The sequence below is a fragment of the Pseudomonas neuropathica genome (assembly GCF_051174785.1).
Classification (GTDB): domain Bacteria; phylum Pseudomonadota; class Gammaproteobacteria; order Pseudomonadales; family Pseudomonadaceae; genus Aquipseudomonas; species Aquipseudomonas neuropathica_A.
The window spans coordinates 4359236-4380751 of the sequence record NZ_CP195111.1 but is presented as its reverse complement, the minus strand read 5'-3'; the positions used below and the strand labels follow the sequence as shown (position 1 = coordinate 4380751).

At 59.8% G+C, this 21516-nt stretch carries 17 protein-coding genes; 6 read left to right on the top strand and 11 right to left on the bottom strand.

Features of this window, described 5'->3' with window-relative positions; genetic code table 11:
* Window positions 1-117: 117 nt before the first annotated feature.
* The 6 genes from ACRRSD_RS19675 to mreB form a co-directional block, all read right to left on the bottom strand.
* Window positions 118-3924 carry a YhdP family protein gene (locus tag ACRRSD_RS19675; protein WP_435034822.1) on the bottom strand — a complete coding sequence of 1269 codons (3807 nt, stop codon included), beginning with the start codon at window positions 3922-3924 and terminating at the stop codon, window positions 118-120.
* Between the two features lie 75 nt (window positions 3925-3999).
* Window positions 4000-5457 carry a ribonuclease G gene (gene rng, locus ACRRSD_RS19670; protein WP_034154470.1) on the bottom strand — a complete coding sequence of 486 codons (1458 nt, stop codon included), beginning with the start codon at window positions 5455-5457 and terminating at the stop codon, window positions 4000-4002.
* 58 nt (window positions 5458-5515) lie between these two features.
* On the bottom strand, window positions 5516-6112 hold the full coding sequence (locus ACRRSD_RS19665) for a Maf family protein (RefSeq protein ID WP_435034820.1): 597 nt from the start codon (window positions 6110-6112) through the stop codon (window positions 5516-5518).
* 37 nt (window positions 6113-6149) lie between these two features.
* Window positions 6150-6641, bottom strand: coding sequence for a rod shape-determining protein MreD (gene mreD / locus ACRRSD_RS19660; RefSeq protein WP_077571118.1), 492 nt, complete (start codon window positions 6639-6641; stop codon window positions 6150-6152).
* Window positions 6641-7783 carry a rod shape-determining protein MreC gene (gene mreC, locus ACRRSD_RS19655; RefSeq protein ID WP_435038523.1) on the bottom strand — a complete coding sequence of 381 codons (1143 nt, stop codon included), beginning with the start codon at window positions 7781-7783 and terminating at the stop codon, window positions 6641-6643. The genes mreD and mreC overlap by 1 nt, the downstream gene beginning before the upstream one ends.
* Before the next feature lie 141 nt (window positions 7784-7924).
* A complete protein-coding gene (mreB, locus tag ACRRSD_RS19650; RefSeq protein WP_002555108.1) occupies window positions 7925-8962 on the bottom strand; it encodes a rod shape-determining protein MreB in 1038 nt (345 codons plus the stop codon).
* 211 nt (window positions 8963-9173) lie between these two features.
* Between mreB and gatC the strand changes: the two genes are divergently transcribed.
* The 6 genes from gatC (at window position 9174) to ACRRSD_RS19620 (ending at window position 14391) form a co-directional block, all read left to right on the top strand.
* Window positions 9174-9461, top strand: coding sequence for an Asp-tRNA(Asn)/Glu-tRNA(Gln) amidotransferase subunit GatC (gene gatC / locus ACRRSD_RS19645; protein ID WP_007915356.1), 288 nt, complete (start codon window positions 9174-9176; stop codon window positions 9459-9461).
* Window positions 9462-9477: 16 nt separating this feature from the next.
* On the top strand, window positions 9478-10929 hold the full coding sequence (gene gatA / locus ACRRSD_RS19640; RefSeq protein ID WP_064585968.1) for an Asp-tRNA(Asn)/Glu-tRNA(Gln) amidotransferase subunit GatA: 1452 nt from the start codon (window positions 9478-9480) through the stop codon (window positions 10927-10929).
* Window positions 10930-10939: 10 nt separating this feature from the next.
* A complete protein-coding gene (gene gatB / locus ACRRSD_RS19635; protein WP_123451664.1) occupies window positions 10940-12385 on the top strand; it encodes an Asp-tRNA(Asn)/Glu-tRNA(Gln) amidotransferase subunit GatB in 1446 nt (481 codons plus the stop codon).
* A 149-nt stretch (window positions 12386-12534) separates the two neighbouring features.
* Window positions 12535-12906, top strand: coding sequence for a septal ring lytic transglycosylase RlpA family protein (locus tag ACRRSD_RS19630; protein ID WP_435034817.1), 372 nt, complete (start codon window positions 12535-12537; stop codon window positions 12904-12906).
* Window positions 12907-12952: 46 nt separating this feature from the next.
* A complete protein-coding gene (locus ACRRSD_RS19625) occupies window positions 12953-14014 on the top strand; it encodes a calcium/sodium antiporter (RefSeq protein WP_435034815.1) in 1062 nt (353 codons plus the stop codon).
* Window positions 14011-14391, top strand: a complete 381-nt coding sequence (locus ACRRSD_RS19620) for a carboxymuconolactone decarboxylase family protein (RefSeq protein ID WP_064119346.1) — start codon at window positions 14011-14013, stop codon at window positions 14389-14391. Before ACRRSD_RS19625 ends, ACRRSD_RS19620 begins: the two co-directional genes overlap by 4 nt.
* Before the next feature lie 108 nt (window positions 14392-14499).
* On the opposite strand, the gene ACRRSD_RS19615 is transcribed toward ACRRSD_RS19620, so the two are convergent.
* From ACRRSD_RS19615 to kdgD, 5 genes are all read right to left on the bottom strand, one after another.
* Window positions 14500-15441, bottom strand: a complete 942-nt coding sequence (locus ACRRSD_RS19615; RefSeq protein WP_435034812.1) for an AEC family transporter — start codon at window positions 15439-15441, stop codon at window positions 14500-14502.
* 571 nt (window positions 15442-16012) lie between these two features.
* Complete coding sequence (gene garD, locus ACRRSD_RS19610) at window positions 16013-17566, bottom strand: galactarate dehydratase (RefSeq protein WP_435034811.1); 1554 nt, start codon at window positions 17564-17566, stop codon at window positions 16013-16015.
* Window positions 17567-17577: 11 nt separating this feature from the next.
* Window positions 17578-18939: an MFS transporter gene (locus tag ACRRSD_RS19605; RefSeq protein WP_435034809.1), complete on the bottom strand. Its 1362-nt coding sequence runs from the start codon at window positions 18937-18939 to the stop codon at window positions 17578-17580.
* Between the two features lie 99 nt (window positions 18940-19038).
* Entirely contained in the window at window positions 19039-20484 is a 1446-nt protein-coding gene (locus ACRRSD_RS19600; protein ID WP_016984320.1) for an aldehyde dehydrogenase family protein, read from the bottom strand.
* A gap of 75 nt (window positions 20485-20559) precedes the next feature.
* Window positions 20560-21471, bottom strand: coding sequence for a 5-dehydro-4-deoxyglucarate dehydratase (gene kdgD / locus ACRRSD_RS19595; protein ID WP_007981458.1), 912 nt, complete (start codon window positions 21469-21471; stop codon window positions 20560-20562).
* Between the last annotated feature and the right edge of the window lie 45 nt (window positions 21472-21516).

The window sequence follows — 21516 nt, the reverse complement described above, 5'->3', positions numbered from 1 at the left end:
CTCGGAATCTGCACATAAATCTGTAGGAGCTGCCGCAGGCTGCGATCTTTTGATCTGACTCTTAAAACAAAAGATCGCAGCCTTCGGCAGCTCCTACCAAGGCGTAGTGTCTGCTAGTTAAAAAGGCTTGTCGAAGGTGATTTTCGGCTCTTTCCATGGGCCTTTGACGGTGTACTTCACACTGGCGAAGCGCGCCACACGGTCACCGATCAACTTATCGATGAGGAACAGCGCACCGCCCACCGCCGGTGCACCGACGATCAGCGCGGCGATCGGCAGGTTGTTGGTCACCGGCAAGGTCACCAGCAACTTGGCGTCAACCTTGTCGCCGACCAGATCCAGCGTACCGTCCAGCTCAAGGTTGCTGGAAGGACCGGTCAGGCGAATCGGCTCGCGGGTGACATACACACCGTTGTTTGCCACCAGCAAACCTTTGACCCGGTCATAGCTCAAGCCTTTGCCGAACAAATCAGAGAAGTCCAGACGCAAACGCCGGCCGATGGAGTTGAAGTTGAGCAGACCGAACACCCGCAACGCCTGTGCGCCACCCTCCACCTCAACAAACTGGCCTTTGTTCAGCGACGCATCAAGGGTGCCGGAGAAACGCTTGGTCGCCAGCCATGCCGGCGAGCCCGGCCAACGTCCATCGACATCCATGTGGAATTCTTCGCTGGTCACGCTCGGGGCAAAGCCCCAGCCCTTGAGGACATCGGCGAGGTTTTTGCCGCCAATCCGGCCTTTGAACCAGCTATTGGTCGCACCCGGCGTGCCTTCCCAACCGCCGTTACCCTGCAACAGGATGCCTTTGAGGCCCATGTCGAGATTGTTCAGGGCGATACCTTTGGCAGTCGGCCGAACCTTCAACGACCAGCCGCCGACCAGATCCGGTCCCAGAAACAGCTGATTGACGGTGATATCCAGTGCCGGAATCTTCGTCGGATCGACAGAGACCAAAGGGTCCGGCGAATTCTCGTCAGCCTGAACCGTCGGGTCCGGCGCCGGCAGTTTCACGTATTGCAGATTGACCGCAATCGGTACGCCTTTGGCGTCCGGCAGGTTCGCCGAGCCTTTGGCCTGCTGACTATCGAGGGCCACATTCCACGCGCCCGGCTTGCGGTTGACCTGAACCGATGCCTGATCCAGCGTGGTCCCGAATGCCGTGAGCTTGCCGACCTTGAAATCAGCACTGTTGAGCAATTGCTTGGCGCTGCCGCCCGGATCCTGACCGGCGTACTTGTTGGCCAGATCCTGCCACGGTGCGACGTCCAGCTCCGAAAGCACCCCGCGAATCCGCAAGCCTTTGGCACCCGGCAGCACTGCTTCGCCGGCCCCGAGGAACAACTCGCCACGGCCCTCGGCGAAGTTCGTCGGTGGTGCCGCAAAAGTGAAATTGGCCAGTTGATCGTAATTGACCCAGTAACGCCGCTCCTGCCCCTGCAAGGTCATACGGAACACCGTATCGCGACCGACATCCGCCGCCATGCCGAACGGCGCCGGCAGATCCACCGCGACACCTTTCATGCTGGAGCTGACCATCAACTGGCTGTCGGCGCCGTCCAGATTCAATTGCAATTGATAGGGAATGGTCCCGGAGACCGGCAATGGTTGTGTCACGCCCAGCCAGTCGGTGAGTTTCTTGACCTCGACCTGCCCGGATGCCGCCACCCGAGTCCTGAGTTTGCCAGGGCTGCCATCGGCGAAGATCTGCGCGGTTACCGGTTTGTCGAACGCACGTGCGGCGATGTTCTGCCCGCTGAGTCCCTTGGCGCTGTCAAAGCGGAAATCGCCTTTGAGTTGAGTCAGCTCCAGCTTCGGCTCAGCCAGTTTCAGCCGCGCATTGGCGGTTTTGAAGTCGACAAGGATTTTCGGCTGGTCGCCACCCTTGTCCAACGGGATATCGAGCTTGAGCTTGCCTTGCAGATCCCCCGCGCCTTCCCAACCAGCGAAGGTCTCACCCGTGCCGATCGGTGCGTCCTGCAGAATTTTCAGGCCATCACCGAGACCGCCGGCAAAGCCGCCATCGAGATACATGTGCGTGTGTTGTCCGGCCGGCACATGGGGAATATTGACGAAGACATCACTGACCTGCGTGTCGAGCAACTGGCCCTTGTCAGCCCAGATCCGCACGCCACTGTCTTCGATGAACACATCGCCACTGACCTTGCTCACGTGCGGCCAGCCCGGCTGGAAGGCCAATTCAGCGTCGTGCACTTTGAAGAACAGACTGATGCTGCGATCGGCCTCACCGGCATTCTTGCTCAGCGAGCCCTGATACTGGAAGAAGCCCTGATCAACTGCACCTTTAAGGATTGCCGTACGCAGCCACTCGTCGAGTGCCGGACTCAAGACTTCGGGCAGGTATTTGGCCGTGTAGCGACCATCGCCCTCGACCAGCCCGACCCGCAGGTCCATGTAGTCTTCCTGGCTATGGTCGAAATGCAGACGAATCAGGAAGTCGCCGGCAATCTTGCCCTCCTCGCCAAGCACCTTCAGGTATGGAGCAATCAGGGTGAAGCCGTCTTTGTCGAGCTTCCAGGTCAGGCGTGCGTTGGCCTGAATGTACTGCCATGGCTTGGCGAAAATCGGGTCGAGGTGCAGGACAAAATCCTTACTATCCATGCGCAACTCGCCACCGTCGAGGTTGCCGCTGAGGCTGCCGCTGACGTTTCGAGCCGCCGGTGCGCCGTGATAGGCGTCGAAACCGACGTTATCCAGGTTGGTGGCGAAACTGAATTTGTTGCCGTCGGTGGCGTTGGGGCGAAAATCCAGCAACACATTGCGCAGACCACCGGTGACCTTCAGATGATCGACGGCCGTGGCGAATCCTTGCGGCAGCGGCCCCAAGGCGTTCAATAGCGGAGTGATCGGGGTCAGATCGAGACGATCCGCCTGCAAGTGCCAGAGTTCTTCGACCTTGTCGGTCGCGCGTGTCTGTTTCAGCTGTACATGCGATTCCCAACGGTTTTCGCCGAAATTCATCGCCAATGAATCGAGGGTGACGGTCGCGCCCTCAGCACCGTTCGCGTAATACGCGTTGAGCGCCAGATTGTTGATCTGGATCGGCTTGCGATCGGCATAGGCGCCGGTCAGTTGCGGCGCATTCAAACGGATCGCCGCACTTTGCAGCGTGCCTTCGGCCCAAGTGACCCAGAGTTCGCCGCCGGCCTTGATCTCGGAAAAATTCCACTGCTGGGTCAGGCGCTCCGGCAACCACTTCGACCAGTCGCTTTGCGGCAGGCTGGCGTAGCCCTCCACAGAACTGTTGTGCAATTGGTCGGGGCGAATCCGCGTGCGCAAACTCAGCGCCACCGGTTGACCATCCGGCAAGGTCAACCGCGCATCGAGGCGTTGGCGGCTGGCACCGGTTTTCAGATTGAGGCCGACATAGGTGAGGGTCAGTGGTGGGTGATCCTGTGGCTGCAAGGTCACCTGACTGTCGAGCACCGACAGCTGCTGAATCATTTGCGAACGATTGAACAGTTGCTGCGGATCGAGCGGCTGATCGTTCTGCACCGGCAGACCTTCCAGTGCCCAGGTGCCGTCCTCGGCTTCCTTGAGGCTGATTTTCAGACCGTTGAGTTCGAGATGGGCAATGCGCACTTCGCGCGCCAACAGGCTGGCCCACAAATCCGGCACCGCGCGCACCCGATCCAGACGCAAGGCATTAGCGCCGGAGCCAACCATCACATCATGAGCCAGCAGGATCGGCGCAAAACCGCTCCAGTTACCCTCCAGCTCGCCGATCTGCAACGGCATGCCGAGGGCGGCACTGGCCTTGTCTTCAATGTCGGTGCGGTATTCAGCCACCAGCGGGGTCAGCTCGCGGCCAAGACTGACATACAACGCCATCGACACCAGAACCAACGCGCACAGGCCCAGCCCCCAGCGGGTGATTGCGGCCAAAATGCGTGTCAGACGCTCCATGTCAGTCGGCTCCCATGGCAAAAATACTGCGAAAAGCTGAGGCCAGCCGCGGTGGAATAAAAGTGACGCAGGGGATCAGAGCAACACCACGTCATATTGTTCCTGGGAATACATGGTTTCCACCTGGAAGCGTATGGTGCGACCGATAAACCCTTCAAGCTCGGCGACGTTACCGGATTCTTCGTCAAGCAAACGATCGACGACTTTCTGGTTCGCCAGCACCCGATAACCCTCGGCCTGATAAGCCCGGGCTTCCCGCAGGATCTCGCGGAAAATCTCGTAACAGATGGTTTCCGCGGTTTTCAGTTTGCCGCGCCCCTGACAACTGCTGCACGGTTCGCACAGCACTTGCTCGAGACTTTCGCGCGTGCGCTTGCGGGTCATCTGCACCAGGCCCAGCTCGGTGATGCCGATGATGTTGGTCTTGGCGTGATCGCGCTCCAGCTGTTTTTCCAGAGTGCGCAGCACTTGGCGCTGATGCTCTTCATCTTCCATGTCGATGAAGTCGATGATGATGATCCCGCCCAGATTGCGCAGGCGCATTTGCCGGGCAATTGCCGTGGCCGCTTCGAGATTGGTCTTGAAGATGGTTTCTTCGAGATTGCGATGGCCGACGAAAGCCCCGGTATTTACATCGATGGTGGTCATGGCTTCCGCCGGATCGACCACCAGATAACCGCCGGATTTCAGCGGTACCTTGCGTTCGAGGGCTTTCTGGATTTCGTCTTCGACACCGTACAGGTCGAAAATCGGCCGCTCACCTGGATAGTGCTCCAGACGATCGGCGATTTCCGGCATCAGTTCAGCGACGAACTGCGTGGTTTTCTGGAAAGTTTCCCGGGAATCGATACGGATCTTCTCGATCTTCGGGTTGACCAGATCCCGCAGCGTACGCAACGCCAGACCGAGGTCTTCGTAAATCACGCTAGGCGCGGAGATGGTTTTGATCTGTTCGTTGATCTGGTCCCACAGACGCCGCAGGTAGCGGATGTCCATAAGGATCTCGTCGGCGCCAGCGCCTTCGGCAGCAGTGCGCAGAATGAAACCGCCCGCCTCCTTGATGCCTTCTTTGGCCACGCAGTCGCTGACTACCTGTTTCAGACGTTCGCGTTCGGCTTCGTCTTCGATTTTCAGCGAAATGCCAACGTGGGCGGTGCGCGGCATGTACACCAGATAGCGCGACGGAATCGACAGCTGCGTGGTCAACCGCGCACCTTTGGAGCCGATCGGGTCTTTGGTGACCTGCACCACCAGACTTTGGCCTTCGTGCACCAGCGCGCTGATACTTTCGACCGCAGGACCTTCGCGCAGAGAGATTTCAGCGGCGTGAATGAACGCGGCACGATCCAGGCCGATGTCGACGAATGCCGCCTGCATACCCGGTAGCACCCTGACGATCTTGCCTTTATAGATGTTGCCGACGATCCCGCGTTTTTGCGTGCGCTCAACGTGGACTTCTTGCAGCACACCGTTTTCGACCACCGCCACGCGCGACTCCATCGGCGTGATGTTGATCAGAATCTCTTCACTCATGGCAGGATCTCGTTCAGGCGTGTTCACGATAATGGCCGCATCTGGATTCGTACGACGCTTATTGCGCGTTCAGGTTTTGCCAACAGGGTATGCCGAAATGGCCTAACAGTTCTGCGGTTTCGCAAACTGGCAGCCCGACCACCGCCGAATAACTGCCATTGAGCCCGGCGACAAACACCGCGCCGAGCCCCTGAATGCCATAACCACCGGCCTTGTCCCGCGGCTCACCGCTGGCCCAATAGGCAGCAGCTTCTTCACCGTTGATCGGACGGAACCGCACCAGACTGCGCACCACCCGCGACTCGCAGCGCTCGCCCTCAAGCACGGCGATAGCGGTCAGCACTTCATGCTCCTTGCCGGACAACATCTTCAGCATGGCGCATGCATCGGCTTCGTCCACCGGTTTGCCAAGAATTTTGCCGTCAAGCACCACGGCGGTGTCGGCACCCAGCACGCAGAATGGCTGAGTAGACACGACCGTGCGCCGACCAGCCTCGGCTTTGCCGCGCGCCAGACGCTCGACATAGGCCAACGGTGATTCTTCGGGTAATGGAGTTTCGTCAATATCCGCACTAATGGCGGAGAATGGAACGCCGATCTGCGTGAGCAATTCACGTCGACGCGGCGATCCGGAGGCGAGGTAAAGCGGCTTCATCAAAACTTCTCCCTGTTCAGTGCCCTGCTTCACCGGCTCAATTGATTTTGTAACGTCGGCGCAATCCGCGGAGGGCAAAACTGACCCAAGGCCAGAGCAAGGCACTGACCAGCGCCGGAAGTACCAGCGCCAGGGTTGGTTGACGGTTACCGGTCAAGGCGCTGAGCCACAACTGCACCAGCTGCGCGAGGCCGAAAATCACCAGAATTACCAGGCATTGCTGCCACATCGGGAACATCCGCAGGCGTTGTTGCAATGACAGCACGAGGAAGGTGATCAGCGTCAGGATCAACGCGTTCTGGCCCAGCAGCGTGCCGTAGAGCACGTCTTCAGCCAGGCCCAGACAGAACGCCGTGACCATGCCGACTGTTTGCGGCATGTACAGCGCCCAGAATGTCAGCAGCAGCGCCAGCCACAGCGGACGCAGGATTTCCATGAACTGCGGCAACGGCGAGACACTGAGCAACATGCCAATGAGAAACGTCAGCCAGACAATCCAGCCGTTTCGCGATGCGGTAGCGCCGACCATTATTCTTGTCTCCCGGTTGTCGCCGGTACGCTAGCAGGCGGTTTGACCGCAGGTCGCGCAGCAGGCTGGGCAGCTGGAGGTTTGGTTGCCGCCGGCGTAGAGGCCGGTGGTTTCGCCGCCGCTGGCGGTTTACTGGCAGCGGGTTTGGCCGGTGTGGCGCTGGCGGCAGCGGTCGGTGCGGCAGGTGCTGCAGGCGCCGGAGTAGCAGTTGCCGGCGCAGTCACGGTTTTCGGCACAGTGGCCGGAATAATCGGGCCACCACCGAAGGCATCAAGATTTTCCTGCGCTTGCGCGGCGTCGTTGGCGCGCTCTTCGGCGGTGCGATTGTCACTGAATACCAACAGCAGATAACGACTGCGATTGAGTGCGGCAGTCGGCACTGCGCGGACGATCGCGAACGGCTGGCCGGAATCGTGGATGACTTCCTTGACCGTGGCCACCGGATAACCGGCCGGGAAACGCTGGCCGAGACCGGAGCTGACCAGCAGATCGCCTTCTTTGATATCGGCGGTGTCGGCAACGTGGCGCAGTTCCAGACGCTCCGGGTTACCGGTGCCGCTGGCGATCGCGCGCAGACCGTTGCGGTTCACCTGCACAGGAATGCTGTGGGTGGTATCGGTCAACAACAATACACGGGAGGTGTAAGGCATCAATTCGACCACTTGGCCCATCAAACCGCGCGCATCCAGCACGGGCTGCCCCAGTACCACGCCGTCGCGCTCACCTTTATTGATGATGATGCGATGGGTAAAGGGGTTGGGGTCCATGCCGATCAACTCGGCCACTTCGACCTTTTCATTGACCAACGCAGAGGAATTGAGCAACTCGCGCAGCCGAACGTTCTGCTCGGTGAGGGCAGCAAGCTTTTGCATACGCCCCTGATACAGCAGGTTTTCGGTCTTGAGTTTTTCGTTTTCGGCGACCAGTTCGGTGCGACTGCCGAACTGACTGGCGATCCCTTCCCACAGCCGTCCGGGCAGGTCGGTGATCCAGTAGGCGTCCATCAACACCAGCGACGCTTGTTTGCGCGCGGGCTTGAGCAGGTCGAAGCGGGCATCGACCACCATCAGCGCGACCGATAGCACGGCCAGCACCAACAGGCGCACACCCAACGAAGGGCCTTTGGCGAAAAGCGGTTTAATAAGCCGCTCCTCCCAGGCAAATGTTCTGTTTATTCATACGGCATCAAACCGGCCTGGATGAAGACTGACAGAAGATAAACGCCAACAGGCAGCACTGCAAAGTGCTGCCTGCGCGCTCACCCACGTATTGCACCCGGCGACTTATTCGCTCGAGAGCAGGTCCATGGTGTGCTTATCCATCATTTCCAATGCACGGCCACCGCCGCGAGCAACACAGGTCAACGGATCTTCGGCAACGATGACTGGCAGACCGGTTTCCTGGGCCAGCAACTTGTCGAGGTCACGCAGCAGCGCGCCACCACCGGTCAGCACCAGGCCACGCTCGGCGATGTCGGAAGCCAGTTCCGGCGGCGATTGCTCCAGCGCGCTTTTCACGGCCTGAACGATGGTTGCCAGGGACTCTTGCAGAGCTTCCAGCACTTCGTTGGAGTTCAGGGTGAATGCGCGTGGAACGCCTTCGGCCAGGTTGCGACCGCGAACGTCGACTTCGCGAACTTCGCCGCCCGGGTAGGCTGTGCCGATTTCCTGCTTGATGCGCTCAGCGGTAGATTCACCGATCAGGCTGCCGTAGTTACGGCGCACGTAGGTGATGATCGCTTCGTCGAAACGGTCGCCGCCAACACGCACGGATTCGGCATAGACCACACCGTTCAGGGAGATCAGGGCGATTTCGGTAGTACCACCACCGATATCCACGACCATCGAGCCGCGCGCTTCTTCGACCGGCAGGCCGGCACCGATCGCAGCAGCCATTGGCTCTTCGATCAGGAACACTTCACGGGCACCGGCACCGAGGGCCGATTCACGGATGGCGCGACGCTCAACCTGGGTGGACTTGCATGGAACGCAGATCAGCACACGAGGGCTAGGCTGCAGAAAGCTGTTTTCGTGAACCTTGTTAATAAAGTATTGCAGCATCTTTTCGCAGACGCTGAAGTCGGCGATCACGCCGTCCTTCATCGGACGAATGGCAGCAATGTTGCCCGGCGTACGGCCGAGCATGCGCTTGGCCTCGGTGCCGACAGCGACGACACTTTTCTGGTTACCGTGTGTCCGAATGGCCACAACCGATGGCTCATTCAGGACGATACCGCGCTCGCGCACGTAAATAAGGGTGTTGGCAGTGCCCAGGTCAATGGAAAGATCGCTGGAAAACATGCCACGCAGTTTCTTGAACATGGGAAAGGGACCCTAGGCAACGCGTGGGTAAAAAAGTGCGGCAAACTCTAACAACGACAGGGATTTTGGGCAAGGCGCCAATATGTTAAATTGGCCGCTTTTCTGTGCACCAAGCCCCACAATCGCGGCCTTATGACCGTAGAAGTGCGGTAGTGTTCCGACAATCTAACACACGGACGCCGTCCGTTCTGTTTTCCACAGGAGAATCCCGATGGCGCTAGAACGCTCCGACGTGGAAAAAATCGCTCATCTGGCCTGCCTTGGCCTCAATGATGCCGATCTTCCACACATTACTTCCGCTCTCAACAGCATTCTCGGTCTGGTCGACGAAATGCAGGCTGTTAATACCGACGGAATCGAGCCTCTGGCCCACCCGCTGGAAGCCAGTCAGCGCCTGCGCGCCGACGTCGTGACCGAGAGCAATCACCGCGAGGCCTACCAGTCCATCGCACCAGCGGTCGAAAACGGCCTGTATCTGGTTCCGAAAGTCATCGACTAAAGGGAAAGAGCCTGCAATGCATCAAATGACTCTGGCCGAGATCGCCCGCGGTCTCGCCGATAAAAAGTTTTCCTCCGAAGAGCTGACCAAAGTCCTGCTGGCGCGCATCACCCAGCTCGATCCGCAGCTCAACAGTTTCATCAGCCTCACCGAAGAGCTGGCCCTCGAGCAGGCGAAAGCCGCCGATGCCCGCCGTGCCAACGGTGAGAGCGGCGCCCTGCTCGGTGCGCCGATCGCTCACAAAGATTTGTTCTGCACCCAGGGCATTCGCACCAGCTGCGGCTCGAAGATGCTCGACAACTTCAAGGCCCCGTACGACGCCACCGTGGTCGCGAAGCTCGCCGCTGCCGGTGCCGTGACCTTGGGCAAGACCAACATGGACGAATTCGCCATGGGTTCGGCCAACGAGTCGAGCTGGTACGGCGCGGTGAAAAACCCGTGGAACCTGGAACACGTACCGGGCGGCTCCTCCGGCGGTTCGGCAGCCGCCGTTGCCGCTCGTCTGTTGCCAGCGGCAACCGCCACCGACACCGGCGGTTCGATCCGTCAGCCGGCGGCGTTCACCAACCTCACCGGCCTGAAACCGACCTACGGTCGCGTGTCGCGCTGGGGCATGATTGCTTATGCCTCCAGCCTCGATCAGGGCGGCCCGTTGGCACGCACCGCCGAAGACTGCGCAATTTTGTTGCAAGGTATGGCCGGCTTTGATCAGAACGATTCCACCAGCATCGATGAGCCGGTTCCGGATTACTCCGCAAGCCTGGGCGATTCGCTGCAAGGCCTGCGCATCGGTGTGCCGAAGGAATACTTCAGCGCCGGTCTCGACCCGCGCATCGCCGAGCTGATCCAGAACAGCATCAAAGAGCTGCAGAAGCTCGGTGCCGTAATCAAGGAAATCAGCCTGCCGAACATGCAGCACGCGATTCCTGCGTACTACGTGATTGCCCCGGCTGAAGCCTCTTCGAACCTGTCGCGTTTCGACGGTGTGCGTTTCGGCCATCGCTGCGAGAACCCGGAAAACCTCATCGATCTGTACAAGCGCTCGCGTGGCGAAGGCTTCGGCCCGGAAGTCCAGCGCCGGATCATGGTCGGTGCCTACGCACTGTCCGCCGGTTATTACGACGCCTACTACCTGAAAGCGCAGAAGATCCGTCGTCTGGTGAAGAACGATTTCATGGCTGCCTTTAATGAAGTCGACATCATCCTCGGCCCGACCACGCCGAACCCGGCCTGGAAACTCGGCGCCAAGAACAGCGACCCGGTCGCTGCCTATCTGGAAGACGTCTACACCATCACCGCCAACCTCGCGGGCCTGCCGGGCCTGTCGATGCCGGCCGGTTTTGTCGACGGTCTGCCGGTGGGCGTGCAACTGCTCGCGCCGTACTTCCAGGAAGGTCGCCTGTTGAACGTTGCTCACCAGTATCAGCTCAACACTGACTGGCACACCCGCACCCCAACCGGCTTCTGAGGAGACACACATGCAATGGGAAGTCGTGATCGGGCTGGAGATTCACACTCAGCTCACTACCCGGTCGAAAATCTTTTCCGGTAGTTCCACCACGTTCGGTTCCGAGCCGAACACCCAGGCCAGCCTGATCGACCTGGGCATGCCTGGCGTTCTGCCGGTGCTGAACCAGGAAGCGGTGCGCATGGCGGTGATGTTCGGTCTGGCGATTGACGCCGAGATCGGTCAGCACAACGTGTTCGCCCGCAAAAACTACTTCTATCCGGACCTGCCGAAGGGCTACCAGATCAGCCAGATGGAATTGCCGATCGTTGGCAAGGGCCACCTGGACATCGCCCTGGAAGACGGCACCGTCAAACGTGTCGGCATCACCCGCGCGCACCTGGAAGAAGACGCCGGCAAGAGCCTGCACGAAGAATTCAACGGTGCCACCGGCATCGACCTGAACCGTGCCGGCACGCCGCTGCTGGAAATCGTTTCCGAGCCGGACATGCGCAGCGCCAAGGAAGCCGTGGCTTACGTCAAGGCGATCCACGCCCTCGTACGTTACCTGGGCATTTGCGACGGCAACATGGCCGAAGGCTCGCTGCGTTGCGACTGCAACGTCTCGGTGCGTCCGAAAGGCCAGGTTGAATTCGGCACCCGCTGCGAGATCAAGAACGTCAACTCGTTCCGCTTCATCGAGAAGGCGATCAATACCGAGATCCAGCGTCAGATCGAGCTGATCGAAGACGGCGGCAAAGTGATCCAGCAAACCCGTCTGTACGATCCGAACAAGGACGAGACCCGTCCGATGCGTTCGAAAGAGGAAGCCAACGACTACCGTTACTTCCCCGATCCGGACCTGTTGCCGGTGGTCATCGAAGAGTCGTTCCTCGGCGAGGTGCGCGCCACCCTGCCGGAACTGCCACCGCAGAAACGCGAGCGCTTCCAGAGCCAGTTCGGTCTGTCGGCCTACGACGCCAATGTGCTGGCCACCAGCCGTGAGCAAGCGGACTACTTCGAGAAAGTCGCAGCCATCGGCGGCGACGCCAAACTGGCGGCGAACTGGGTGATGGTCGAGTTGGGCAGCCTGCTCAACAAGCAAGGCCTGGACATCGACGAGTCGCCGGTTTCCGCTGAGCTGTTGGGCGGTATGCTGCAGCGCATCAAGGACAACACCATCTCCGGCAAGATCGCCAAAGTGGTGTTCGAAGCGATGGCCAACGGCGAAGGCAGCGCAGACGAGATCATCGAAAAACGTGGCCTGAAGCAAGTGACCGACAGCGGCGCGATCTCGGCCGTACTGGACGAAATGCTCGCGGCCAACGCCGAGCAGGTTGAACAGTATCGTGCGGCGGATGAAGCCAAGCGCGGCAAGATGTTCGGCTTCTTTGTTGGCCAGGCGATGAAAGCCTCCAAAGGCAAAGCCAACCCGCAGCAAGTGAACGAACTGCTGAAAAGCAAGCTCGAAGGCTGACCACAATGGAGCCAGATCCAAAGCCTGGCTCTATTCCCTGTGGGAGCGAGCCTGCTCGCGAAAGCGTCATGACATCCAATAGAGATATTGAATGTGATGGCCTCTTCGCGAGCAGGCTCGCTCCCACATTGTTATTTGGGAGCTTTCGAATGAAACGTCTGCTCGGCGCCTGCGCCCTGCTCTCTATACTGGCCGGTTGCGCCAGCACCGACACCATCGACCCGCACGGTTACGACCAGACCGGCGTCGCCTCTTATTACGGTGCCAGACACCACGGTAAACGCACCGCCAGTGGCGAGCCGTTCAACCAGAATTCCCTGACCGCCGCCCATCGCCAGTTACCTTTCGGCACGCGGGTGAAGGTCACCAATCTGAAAAACGATGAGTCCGTCGTAGTCCGCATCAATGATCGTGGCCCGCACACACGCGGGCGCCTGATCGACGTCTCCCGCGAGGCCGCCGAACAACTCGGCATGCTGCGCAGCGGCACCGCACGGGTTCGCGTGCAGGCCCTCGACTGATGGAGCGCTGACCATTTTCGGACTAGCCGACTTACCCCTGATCAGCGTGATCGAACTGCTCGCGGGTCTGTGCCTGCTGATCTTCGGTGCCGAACTGATGGTGCGGGCGGCGGTGCGCCTGGCGGCGCGTCTGCATGTGCGGCCGCTGATCATCGGTCTGACCATCGTCGCCCTCGGCAGCAGTGCGCCGCAGATGGCCGTCAGTCTTCAAGCGGCACTGGCGCATAACCCGGACATTGCCGTTGGCAGTGTGGTCGGCAGCAGTATCTTCAACATCCTCGTCACCCTCGGCCTGTCAGCGCTGATCATTCCTCTGCGCGTCTCGCGGCAATTGGTACGGCTGGATATTCCGCTGATGATCGGCGCCAGCCTGCTGGTGTTCATCCTGGCGTGGAACGAAGAGATCGGTCGTTTCGACGGCATCCTGTTGTTGGTCGCACTGGCGCTGTATCTCGGCTTATTGTTGCGCCAGTCACGGCACTCGACGCGGCCGCACACGGAGCGCGTTGAAACAAGCGAAGCGTCGTGGATCGGCAGTTCGCTGATGATCATCGTCGGTTTGGCGATGCTGGTATTTGCCGGGCACCTTTTGCTCGGAGCTGCCGTGGTGGTGGCAACTGATCTTGGATTTTCCGAGCGCGTCATTGGCCTGACCGTCGTCGCTGTCGGCACCTCCCTGCCGGAACTGGCGACCTCGCTGATCGCCGCACTGCGCGGGCAACGCGATATTGCCGTCGGCAACGTGATCGGTGCCAATCTGTTCAATCTGCTCGGGGTACTCGGCCTGACCGCATTGATCGCACCGACGCCACTGTCGGTGTCGCCGAACGCACTGGATTTCGACCTGCCGGTAATGCTCGGCGTCGCCGCGCTGTGCCTGCCGGTGTTCTATTCCGGCTACCGCGTGACCCGCGCCGAAGGCTTGCTGTTGCTCGGTTTGTACCTGGCGTATGGGCTGCACGTGGTGTCGTTCACCACCGGCATGCCGCTGGCCGGCAAGCTTGAGCGGCTGATGCTGTTTTATGTCTTGCCGACGCTGTTGACGTTTCTGCTGTTCACGTCGATACGCGCCTGGCGCCGCCAACACCACAAGAGGGATATGCCATGACCGAATCGAAGCAGTCCGGGGTTGAAGTCCGCCGCCAGGTAATGGGCGATGCGTTTGTTGATCGCGCCTTGGGCAATGCCACCGAGTTCACTCAACCGTTGCAGGATTTCGTCAATGAACATGCCTGGGGTGGCGTATGGAATCGTGAAGGTCTGCCGCTGAAAACCCGCAGCCTGATCACCCTTGCCGCGCTGACCGCATTGAAATGCCCGCAAGAGCTGAAGGGCCATGTGCGCGGTGCGCTGAACAATGGCTGCACGGTGGACGAGATTCGTGAGGCGTTGCTGCATTGCGCGGTGTATGCCGGCGTGCCGGCGGCGATTGATGCGTTTCGCGCGGCGCAGGAAGTGATCGATACCTACCAGAAGCCTGAGTGATTGAACTGACGCCTTCGCGAGCAAGCTCGCTCCCACATTGGAATGCATTTCAAATGTGGGAGCGAGCTTGCTCGCGAAGAGGCCCGGGAGAGCAACCCAAGATTCAGGCTAGATCCATCCACCCCACTGCAAAACAAAGATCCCGATATTGGTGGTGATCGCCGCCATCAACGTGGTCATCACAATAATCGCCGCCGCCAGTTCATGATTGCCCTGAGCCGCCCGGGCCATGACGAAACTTGCCGCCGCCGTCGGGCTGCCAAAGTACAAAAACAGAATCCCCAACTCCGCGCCGCGAAATCCCCACAACCACGCCCCCAGCGTCGCCAGCACCGGCAAACCGATCATCTTCACCAGGCTGGAACTGAGCGCCATATTGCCGCTCTTGCGCAACGCCGCCAGTGACAGCGTGCCGCCAATGCAGATCAACGCCAGCGGCAAGGTGGTCTGCGCCAGATACTGCCCGGAAGTCTCCAGCCATCCCGGCAAACCGATCTTGAAATAGGCAAACGGCGCCGCCGCAATCACGCTAATGATCAGCGGGTTGCTGAACACGCTCTTGCAAATGCTCCACGGATCGGACTTGATCACCGGGCTGTACACCGCCAGCACGATGGTCGACAGCGTGTTGTAGAACAGGATCACCAGCGCCGCGAGAATCGCCCCGAGGGAAATCCCGTAATCGCCGTACATGCTCGCCGCCAACGCCAGACCAATCACGCCGTTGTTGCCGCGAAACGCGCCTTGGGTGTAGATGCCGCGATCTTCACGCGGGCATTTGAAAATCGCCCAGCCCCAAGCCACGGCGAAACTCACCAGCGTGGCGAGGGAGAAGTAGATCAGCAGGGACGGTTGCAACGCGGCGTGCAGGTCGGCATGCAGAATGCCAAGGAACAGCAACGCCGGCATAGTGACGTTGAACACCAGCGACGAAGCAGTGTGGATGAAGTTGTCGTTGATCCAGTCGATGCGCTTGAGCAGCACACCGAGAAACAGCATGGCAAACACCGGCGCGGTGATGTTCAGGGTTTCGAGGAAGATTGCCAGCATGCCGGGGAGCCTTGGGTGAGCGTCGTTAGGGGCCAATGATAAAGCAAAAGCCCCTCACCCTAGCCCTCTCCCGAAGGGAGAGGGAACCGATCGGGGGATATTGCAGTAATCCACCGACCTGAAATGACTTCGCTGAATCCAGAACTGCTTGTCGAGTCCATAATCAACTCGGTATTTCAGGTCGATGTATTGCGCAAGACAACTCGGTCGGCCCCCTCTCCCCCAGGGAGAGGGAACCGATCGGGGGATATTGCAGTAATCCACCGACCTGAAATGACTTCGTTGAATCCAGAACTGCTTGTCGAGTCCATAATCAACTCGGTATTTCAGGTCGATGTATTGCGCAAGACAACTCGGTCGGCCCCCTCTCCCCCAGGGAGAGGGAACCGATCGGGGGATATTGCAGTAATCCACCGACCTGAAATGACTTCGTTGAATCCAGAACTGCTTGTCGAGTCCATCATCAACTCGGTATTTCAGGTCGATGTATTGCGCAAGACAACTCGGTCGGCCCCCTCTCCCCCAGGGAGAGGGCTGGGGTGAGGGTAGCTCTTGACCCACCCCCAAACCATCAAGTAATCGGCGCCGGATTGAACAACGTAATGTCGTTATGCAGCTTGTGCTTCTCCGCCCACGTCTGCTGTTTGCCGCTAGCAACATCCAGGTAGTAGTGGAACAACTCCCAACCCAACTCCTCGATCGTCGCGCGCCCGGTAGCAATGCGCCCGGCGTCGATATCAATCAGATCAGGCCAGCGCTGCGCCAATTCCGTGCGCGTCGAAACCTTCACCACCGGCGCCATCGCCAAACCGTACGGCGTACCCCGCCCGGTGGTGAACACATGCAGGTTCATCCCTGCCGCCAACTGCAACGTACCGCAGACAAAATCACTCGCAGGCGTCGCACAGAAAATCAGCCCCTTCTGCTTGAAGCGTTCGCCCGGGCCGAGCACGCCGTTGATCGCGCTGCTGCCGGATTTGACGATCGAACCCAGCGACTTCTCGACAATGTTCGACAGCCCGCCCTTTTTGTTGCCCGGCGTGGTGTTGGCGCTGCGATCCGCTTCACCCTTGGCCAGGTAACGGTCGTACCAGTCCATCTCACGCACCAATTCCTCAGCGACAGTTTTGCTTTCGGCGCGTGAAGTGAGCAGGTAAATCGCATCGCGCACTTCGGTGACTTCGGAAAACATCACCGTCGCCCCGGCCCGCAGCAACAAGTCCGAGGCATAACCCAGCGCCGGGTTGGCGGTGATCCCGGAGAACGCATCACTGCCGCCACACTGCATGCCGAGGATCAACTCGGAGGCCGGCACGGTTTCGCGACGGCGCTGGTCGAGTTTCTTCAAACGGACTTCAGCCAGATCCATGATCTGTTCGATCATCTCGGTGAACCCGTGACTGGAATCCTGCAAGCGATACAGCCACGGATCGCTGAGATCCACCGAAGCATCGTCTTCGTGCATCACCTGTCCGGCCTGCAATTTCTCGCAGCCGAGGCTGATCACCAACGCCTCGCCACCGAGGTTCGGATTACGCGCCAGATTGCGCACGGTGCGAATCGGGATGTAGGCGTCGGTCGCGGTAATCGCCACGCCGCAGCCGTAACTGTGAGTCAGCGCCACCACGTCATCAACATGCGGGTACTTCGGCAGCAGTTCTTCCTTGATGCGTTTTACCGCGTGATCAAGCACGCCGGTGACGCACTGCACCGTCGTAGTGATGCCGAGAATATTGCGCGTACCGACGGTGCCGTCGGCGTTGCGATAGCCCTCGAAGGTGAAACCATCCAGCGGTGCCTGCGCGTCCGGCACCTCGGTGGACAGCGGCAGGCTGTCCAGCGGCGGCGCGGTCGGCATGCGCAGTTGATCTTCCTTGACCCAACTGCCACGGCGAATCGGCTGCAACGCGTAGCCGATCACCTGACCGTAGCGAATCACCTGGCCGCCCTCGGGAATGTCTTCGAGGGTGACCTTGTGGCTCTGCGGCACGAATTCCAGCGTCACCAGGCCATCGGCAAACTCAGTGCCGGCCGGTGCGCCCTGGTCGTTGACCACGACCACCACATTGTCCCGCTCGTGCAGGCGGATGTGGCGCGGCGAGTCAGAATGTTCAATCAACTGCATGACGCCGCTCCTCAGGAATGCGCTTGGGACAATTTGCCGGTGGCTTCAGTACCGCCGCTGGTTGGCGGCTCTTTGAGTACCACACGTTTGATCGGGCCAACGATGACCAGATAGCTGAACACCGCGACCAGTGCGTTGGCACCGACGAACACCAGCGCCCATTTGAACGAACCGGTGGAGCTGATGATGTAGCCAATCACGATCGGCGTGGTGATCGAAGCAATGTTGCCGAAAGTGTTGAACAGGCCACCGCTCAGACCGGCGATCTGTTTTGGCGAAGTGTCGGAGACCACCGCCCAACCGAGTGCGCCGACGCCTTTGCCGAAGAAGGCCAGGGCCATGAAGCCAACCACCATCCATTCCACTTCAACATAGTTGCAGGCAACGATGCTGCTGGAAACCAGCAGGCCGGCAATGATCGGCGCTTTGCGGGCGAAGGTCAGCGAGTGGCCCTTGCGCAGCAGGTAATCGGAAATCACCCCACCGAGTACGCCGCCGATAAAGCCGCAGATTGCCGGCAACGAGGCAATGAAACCGGCCTTGAGAATGGTCATGCCACGCTCTTGCACCAGATACACCGGGAACCAGGTCAGGAAGAAATAGGTGATGCCGTTGATGCAGTACTGGCCCAGATACACGCCGAGCATCATGCGATTGGTCAGCAACTGACGGATGTAATCCCACTTCGGACCGTCGGACTTTTTGCCCTTCTGATCCATGTCGACCATGCCGCCGTTTTCAGCGATGTGTTTGAACTCGGCTTCGTTGATACGCGGGTGTTCACGCGGGCTGTAGATCACTTTCAGCCAGACCAGCGAGAAGATGATCCCGAGAATCCCCATGACGATAAACACGTGCTCCCAGCCAAAGGAATACACGATCCAGCCCATCAGCGGTGCGAACAACACGGTGGCAAAGTATTGCGCCGAGTTGAAGATCGCCGAAGCGGTGCCGCGTTCAGCGGTCGGGAACCACGCCGCGACGATGCGCGCGTTGCCGGGGAACGAAGGCGCTTCAGCCAGGCCCACGAGGAAGCGCAGCATGAACAGCGCAACGATGGCGGTGGACATGCCGAACTCACCGACAAAGCCTTGCAGCACGGTGAACAGCGACCAGGTGAAAATGCTCAGGGCATAGACTTTTTTCGAGCCGAAGCGATCGAGCAGCCAGCCACCGGGAATTTGCCCGGCCACGTAGGCCCAACCGAATGCGGAGAAGATATAGCCGAGGGTGACCGCGTCGATGCCCAGATCTTTTTGCAGGCTGGAGCCGGCGATGGCGATCGTGGCGCGGTCGGCGTAGTTGATCGTGGTCACCAGAAACAGCATGAGCAGGATCAAATAGCGGACGTGAGTCGGCTTGGACGATTGCATGTAGATGTACTCCCACTGATTATTTTTATGCGGGTAAAACATTCTTTGGTCTTGTGCCGCGCAGGGCCTCAGGCGAAGGCCCGGCGCGGGTGCAGCGGGTTACGATCCGATGTAGGCAGTTTTTACGACCGTGTAAAACTCTTGCGCATAGCGGCCTTGCTCACGTGATCCATAGGATGAACCTTTACGCCCACCAAACGGAACGTGGTAATCCACGCCAGCGGTTGGCAGGTTGACCATCACCATCCCGGCTTGCGAGTGGCGCTTGAAGTGGTTGGCATACTTCAGCGAAGTCGTTGCAATACCCGCCGACAGACCGAATTCGGTGTCGTTGGCCATCGCCAGCGCCGCGTCGTAATCGGCCACGCGAACGATGTTGGCCACCGGGCCGAAGATCTCTTCGCGGCTGATGCGCATCGACGCTTCACTGTCGGCAAACAGGGTTGGCGCGAGGAAGTAGCCTTCGGTGTCACACGTCACCAAGCCACCGCCACTGACCAGACGTGCACCTTCGGACTGGCCGATGTCGATGTACTTCATGTCCTGTTCCAGCTGCGCTTGCGAAACCACTGGACCAATATCGGTACCGGATTTCAGCGCGTGGCCGACCTTGATCGACTTCATGCGCTCGGCCATGGCTTCAACGAACTTGTCGTGAATCCCGGCAGTAACAATCAAACGGCTCGACGCTGTGCAACGCTGGCCGGTGGAATAGAACGCGCTCTGCACCGACAGCTCGACCGCTTGCTTGAGGTCGGCGTCGTCGAGAATGATCTGCGGGTTTTTGCCGCCCATTTCCAGCTGGACTTTGGCCTGGCGCGACACGCAGTTGACCGCGATCTGACGACCCACGCCAACCGAACCGGTGAAGCTGATGCCGTCGACCTTCGGGCTCTGCACCAAGGCATCGCCAACCACGCGACCGCTGCCCATCACCAGATTGAACACGCCGGCCGGGAAGCCTGCGCGCGAGATGATTTCGGCCAGTGCCCAGGCGCAGCCCGGTACCAGATCGGCCGGCTTCAACACCACGCAGTTGCCGTAGGCCAGCGCCGGAGCAATCTTCCAGGCAGGAATGGCAATCGGGAAGTTCCACGGGGTGATCAAACCGACCACGCCCAGTGCTTCGCGGGTCACTTCGACGTTGACGCCCGGGCGCACCGACGGCACGTAGTCGCCGGACAGACGCAGGCACTCACCGGCGAAAAATTTGAAGATGTTGCCGGCGCGGGTCACTTCGCCGATAGCTTCCGGCAGGGTCTTGCCCTCCTCCCGGGCCAGCAAGGTGCCGAGCTCTTCGCGGCGGGCGAGGATTTCCGTGCCGACTTTATCCAGCGAATCGTGGCGAGCCTGAATGCCCGAAGTCGAATATGCCGGGAATGCCGCGCGGGCGGCGTCGATGGCGGCGTGAACCTGAGTCAGGTCAGCCTTGGCGTAATCGCCGATGGTGTCGCTCAGCTCGGACGGGTTGATGTTGGCCGAGTAGTCGGCACCGGCAACCCATTCGCCGTTGATGTAGTTGTCGTAGCGTTTTGCATTTGTCACAGGGGCAGCCCTCAAAACTAAAAGCCTTTACGCAAAAAGCCGCTGATTACTCAGCGGCCGCGTTTTTGTCGGGTGTTACTGCGCACCTTGCTTGTCGATCAGCGCAGCGAGCATTTCGTACTCTTCGCCAGTCAGATCGGTCAGCGGTGCCCGCACCGGGCCTGCGTCATAGCCGGCGATTTTCGCGCCTGCCTTGACAATGCTCACGGCGTAACCGGCCTTGCGGTTGCGGATGTCGAGGTACGGCAGGAAGAAGTCGTCGATGATCTTGCCGACGGTGGCGTGATCTTCACGGGCGATCGCGTGGTAGAAGTCCATCGCGGTTTTCGGGATGAAGTTGAACACCGCCGAGGAGTAAACCGGTACGCCCAGCGCCTTGTAGGCCGCGGCATAGACTTCGGCAGTCGGCAGACCACCCAGGTAGCTGAAGCGATCACCGAGGCGGCGGCGGATCGACACCATCAACTCGATATCGCCCAGGCCGTCCTTGTAGCCGATCAGGTTCGGGCAGCGCTCGGCCAGACGTTCCAGCAGCGGCGCGGTCAAGCGGCATACGTTGCGGTTGTAAACGACTACACCGATGTTGACCGATTTACACACGGCTTCAACGTGGGCGGCAACGCCGTCCTGGCTCGCTTCGGTCAGGTAGTGCGGCAGCAGCAACAGACCTTTGGCGCCCAGACGCTCGGCTTCTTGAGCGTACTCGATGGCCTGGCGGGTCGAACCGCCGACACCGGCCAGAATCGGCACGCTGGTAGCGCAGGTGTCGACGGCAGTCTTGATGATTTCCGAATATTCGCTGGCAGCGAGGGAGAAGAACTCACCAGTGCCACCGGCGGCGAACAAGGCCGAAGCGCCATACGGGGCCAGCCATTCCAGACGTTTGATGTAGCCGGCGCGGTTGAAATCGCCCTGCGCATTGAAATCGGTCACCGGGAAGGACAGCAGGCCGGCAGAGAGGATGGACTTCAGTTCTTGTGGATTCATTATTCGAACACCCTGATAGCAACGTTTTTTGTGATTGGTCCGTTC

Excerpts from the sequence above, each read along its gene's own strand:
- ACRRSD_RS19605 (WP_435034809.1), bottom strand. The coding sequence starts at position 18,939 with ATGCAATCGTCCAAGCCGACTCACGTCCGCTATTTGATCCTGCTCATG.
- ACRRSD_RS19615 (WP_435034812.1), bottom strand. The coding sequence starts at position 15,441 with ATGCTGGCAATCTTCCTCGAAACCCTGAACATCACCGCGCCGGTGTTT.
- ACRRSD_RS19630 (WP_435034817.1), top strand. The coding sequence starts at position 12,535 with ATGAAACGTCTGCTCGGCGCCTGCGCCCTGCTCTCTATACTGGCCGGT.
- ACRRSD_RS19665 (WP_435034820.1), bottom strand. The coding sequence starts at position 6,112 with ATGAAGCCGCTTTACCTCGCCTCCGGATCGCCGCGTCGACGTGAATTG.
- ACRRSD_RS19675 (WP_435034822.1), bottom strand. The coding sequence starts at position 3,924 with ATGGAGCGTCTGACACGCATTTTGGCCGCAATCACCCGCTGGGGGCTG.
- mreB (WP_002555108.1), bottom strand. The coding sequence starts at position 8,962 with ATGTTCAAGAAACTGCGTGGCATGTTTTCCAGCGATCTTTCCATTGAC.
- gatB (WP_123451664.1), top strand. The coding sequence starts at position 10,940 with ATGCAATGGGAAGTCGTGATCGGGCTGGAGATTCACACTCAGCTCACT.
- ACRRSD_RS19620 (WP_064119346.1), top strand. The coding sequence starts at position 14,011 with ATGACCGAATCGAAGCAGTCCGGGGTTGAAGTCCGCCGCCAGGTAATG.
- rng (WP_034154470.1), bottom strand. The coding sequence starts at position 5,457 with ATGAGTGAAGAGATTCTGATCAACATCACGCCGATGGAGTCGCGCGTG.
- mreD (WP_077571118.1), bottom strand. The coding sequence starts at position 6,641 with ATGGTCGGCGCTACCGCATCGCGAAACGGCTGGATTGTCTGGCTGACG.
- kdgD (WP_007981458.1), bottom strand. The coding sequence starts at position 21,471 with ATGAATCCACAAGAACTGAAGTCCATCCTCTCTGCCGGCCTGCTGTCC.
- gatA (WP_064585968.1), top strand. The coding sequence starts at position 9,478 with ATGCATCAAATGACTCTGGCCGAGATCGCCCGCGGTCTCGCCGATAAA.
- garD (WP_435034811.1), bottom strand. The coding sequence starts at position 17,566 with ATGCAGTTGATTGAACATTCTGACTCGCCGCGCCACATCCGCCTGCAC.
- gatC (WP_007915356.1), top strand. The coding sequence starts at position 9,174 with ATGGCGCTAGAACGCTCCGACGTGGAAAAAATCGCTCATCTGGCCTGC.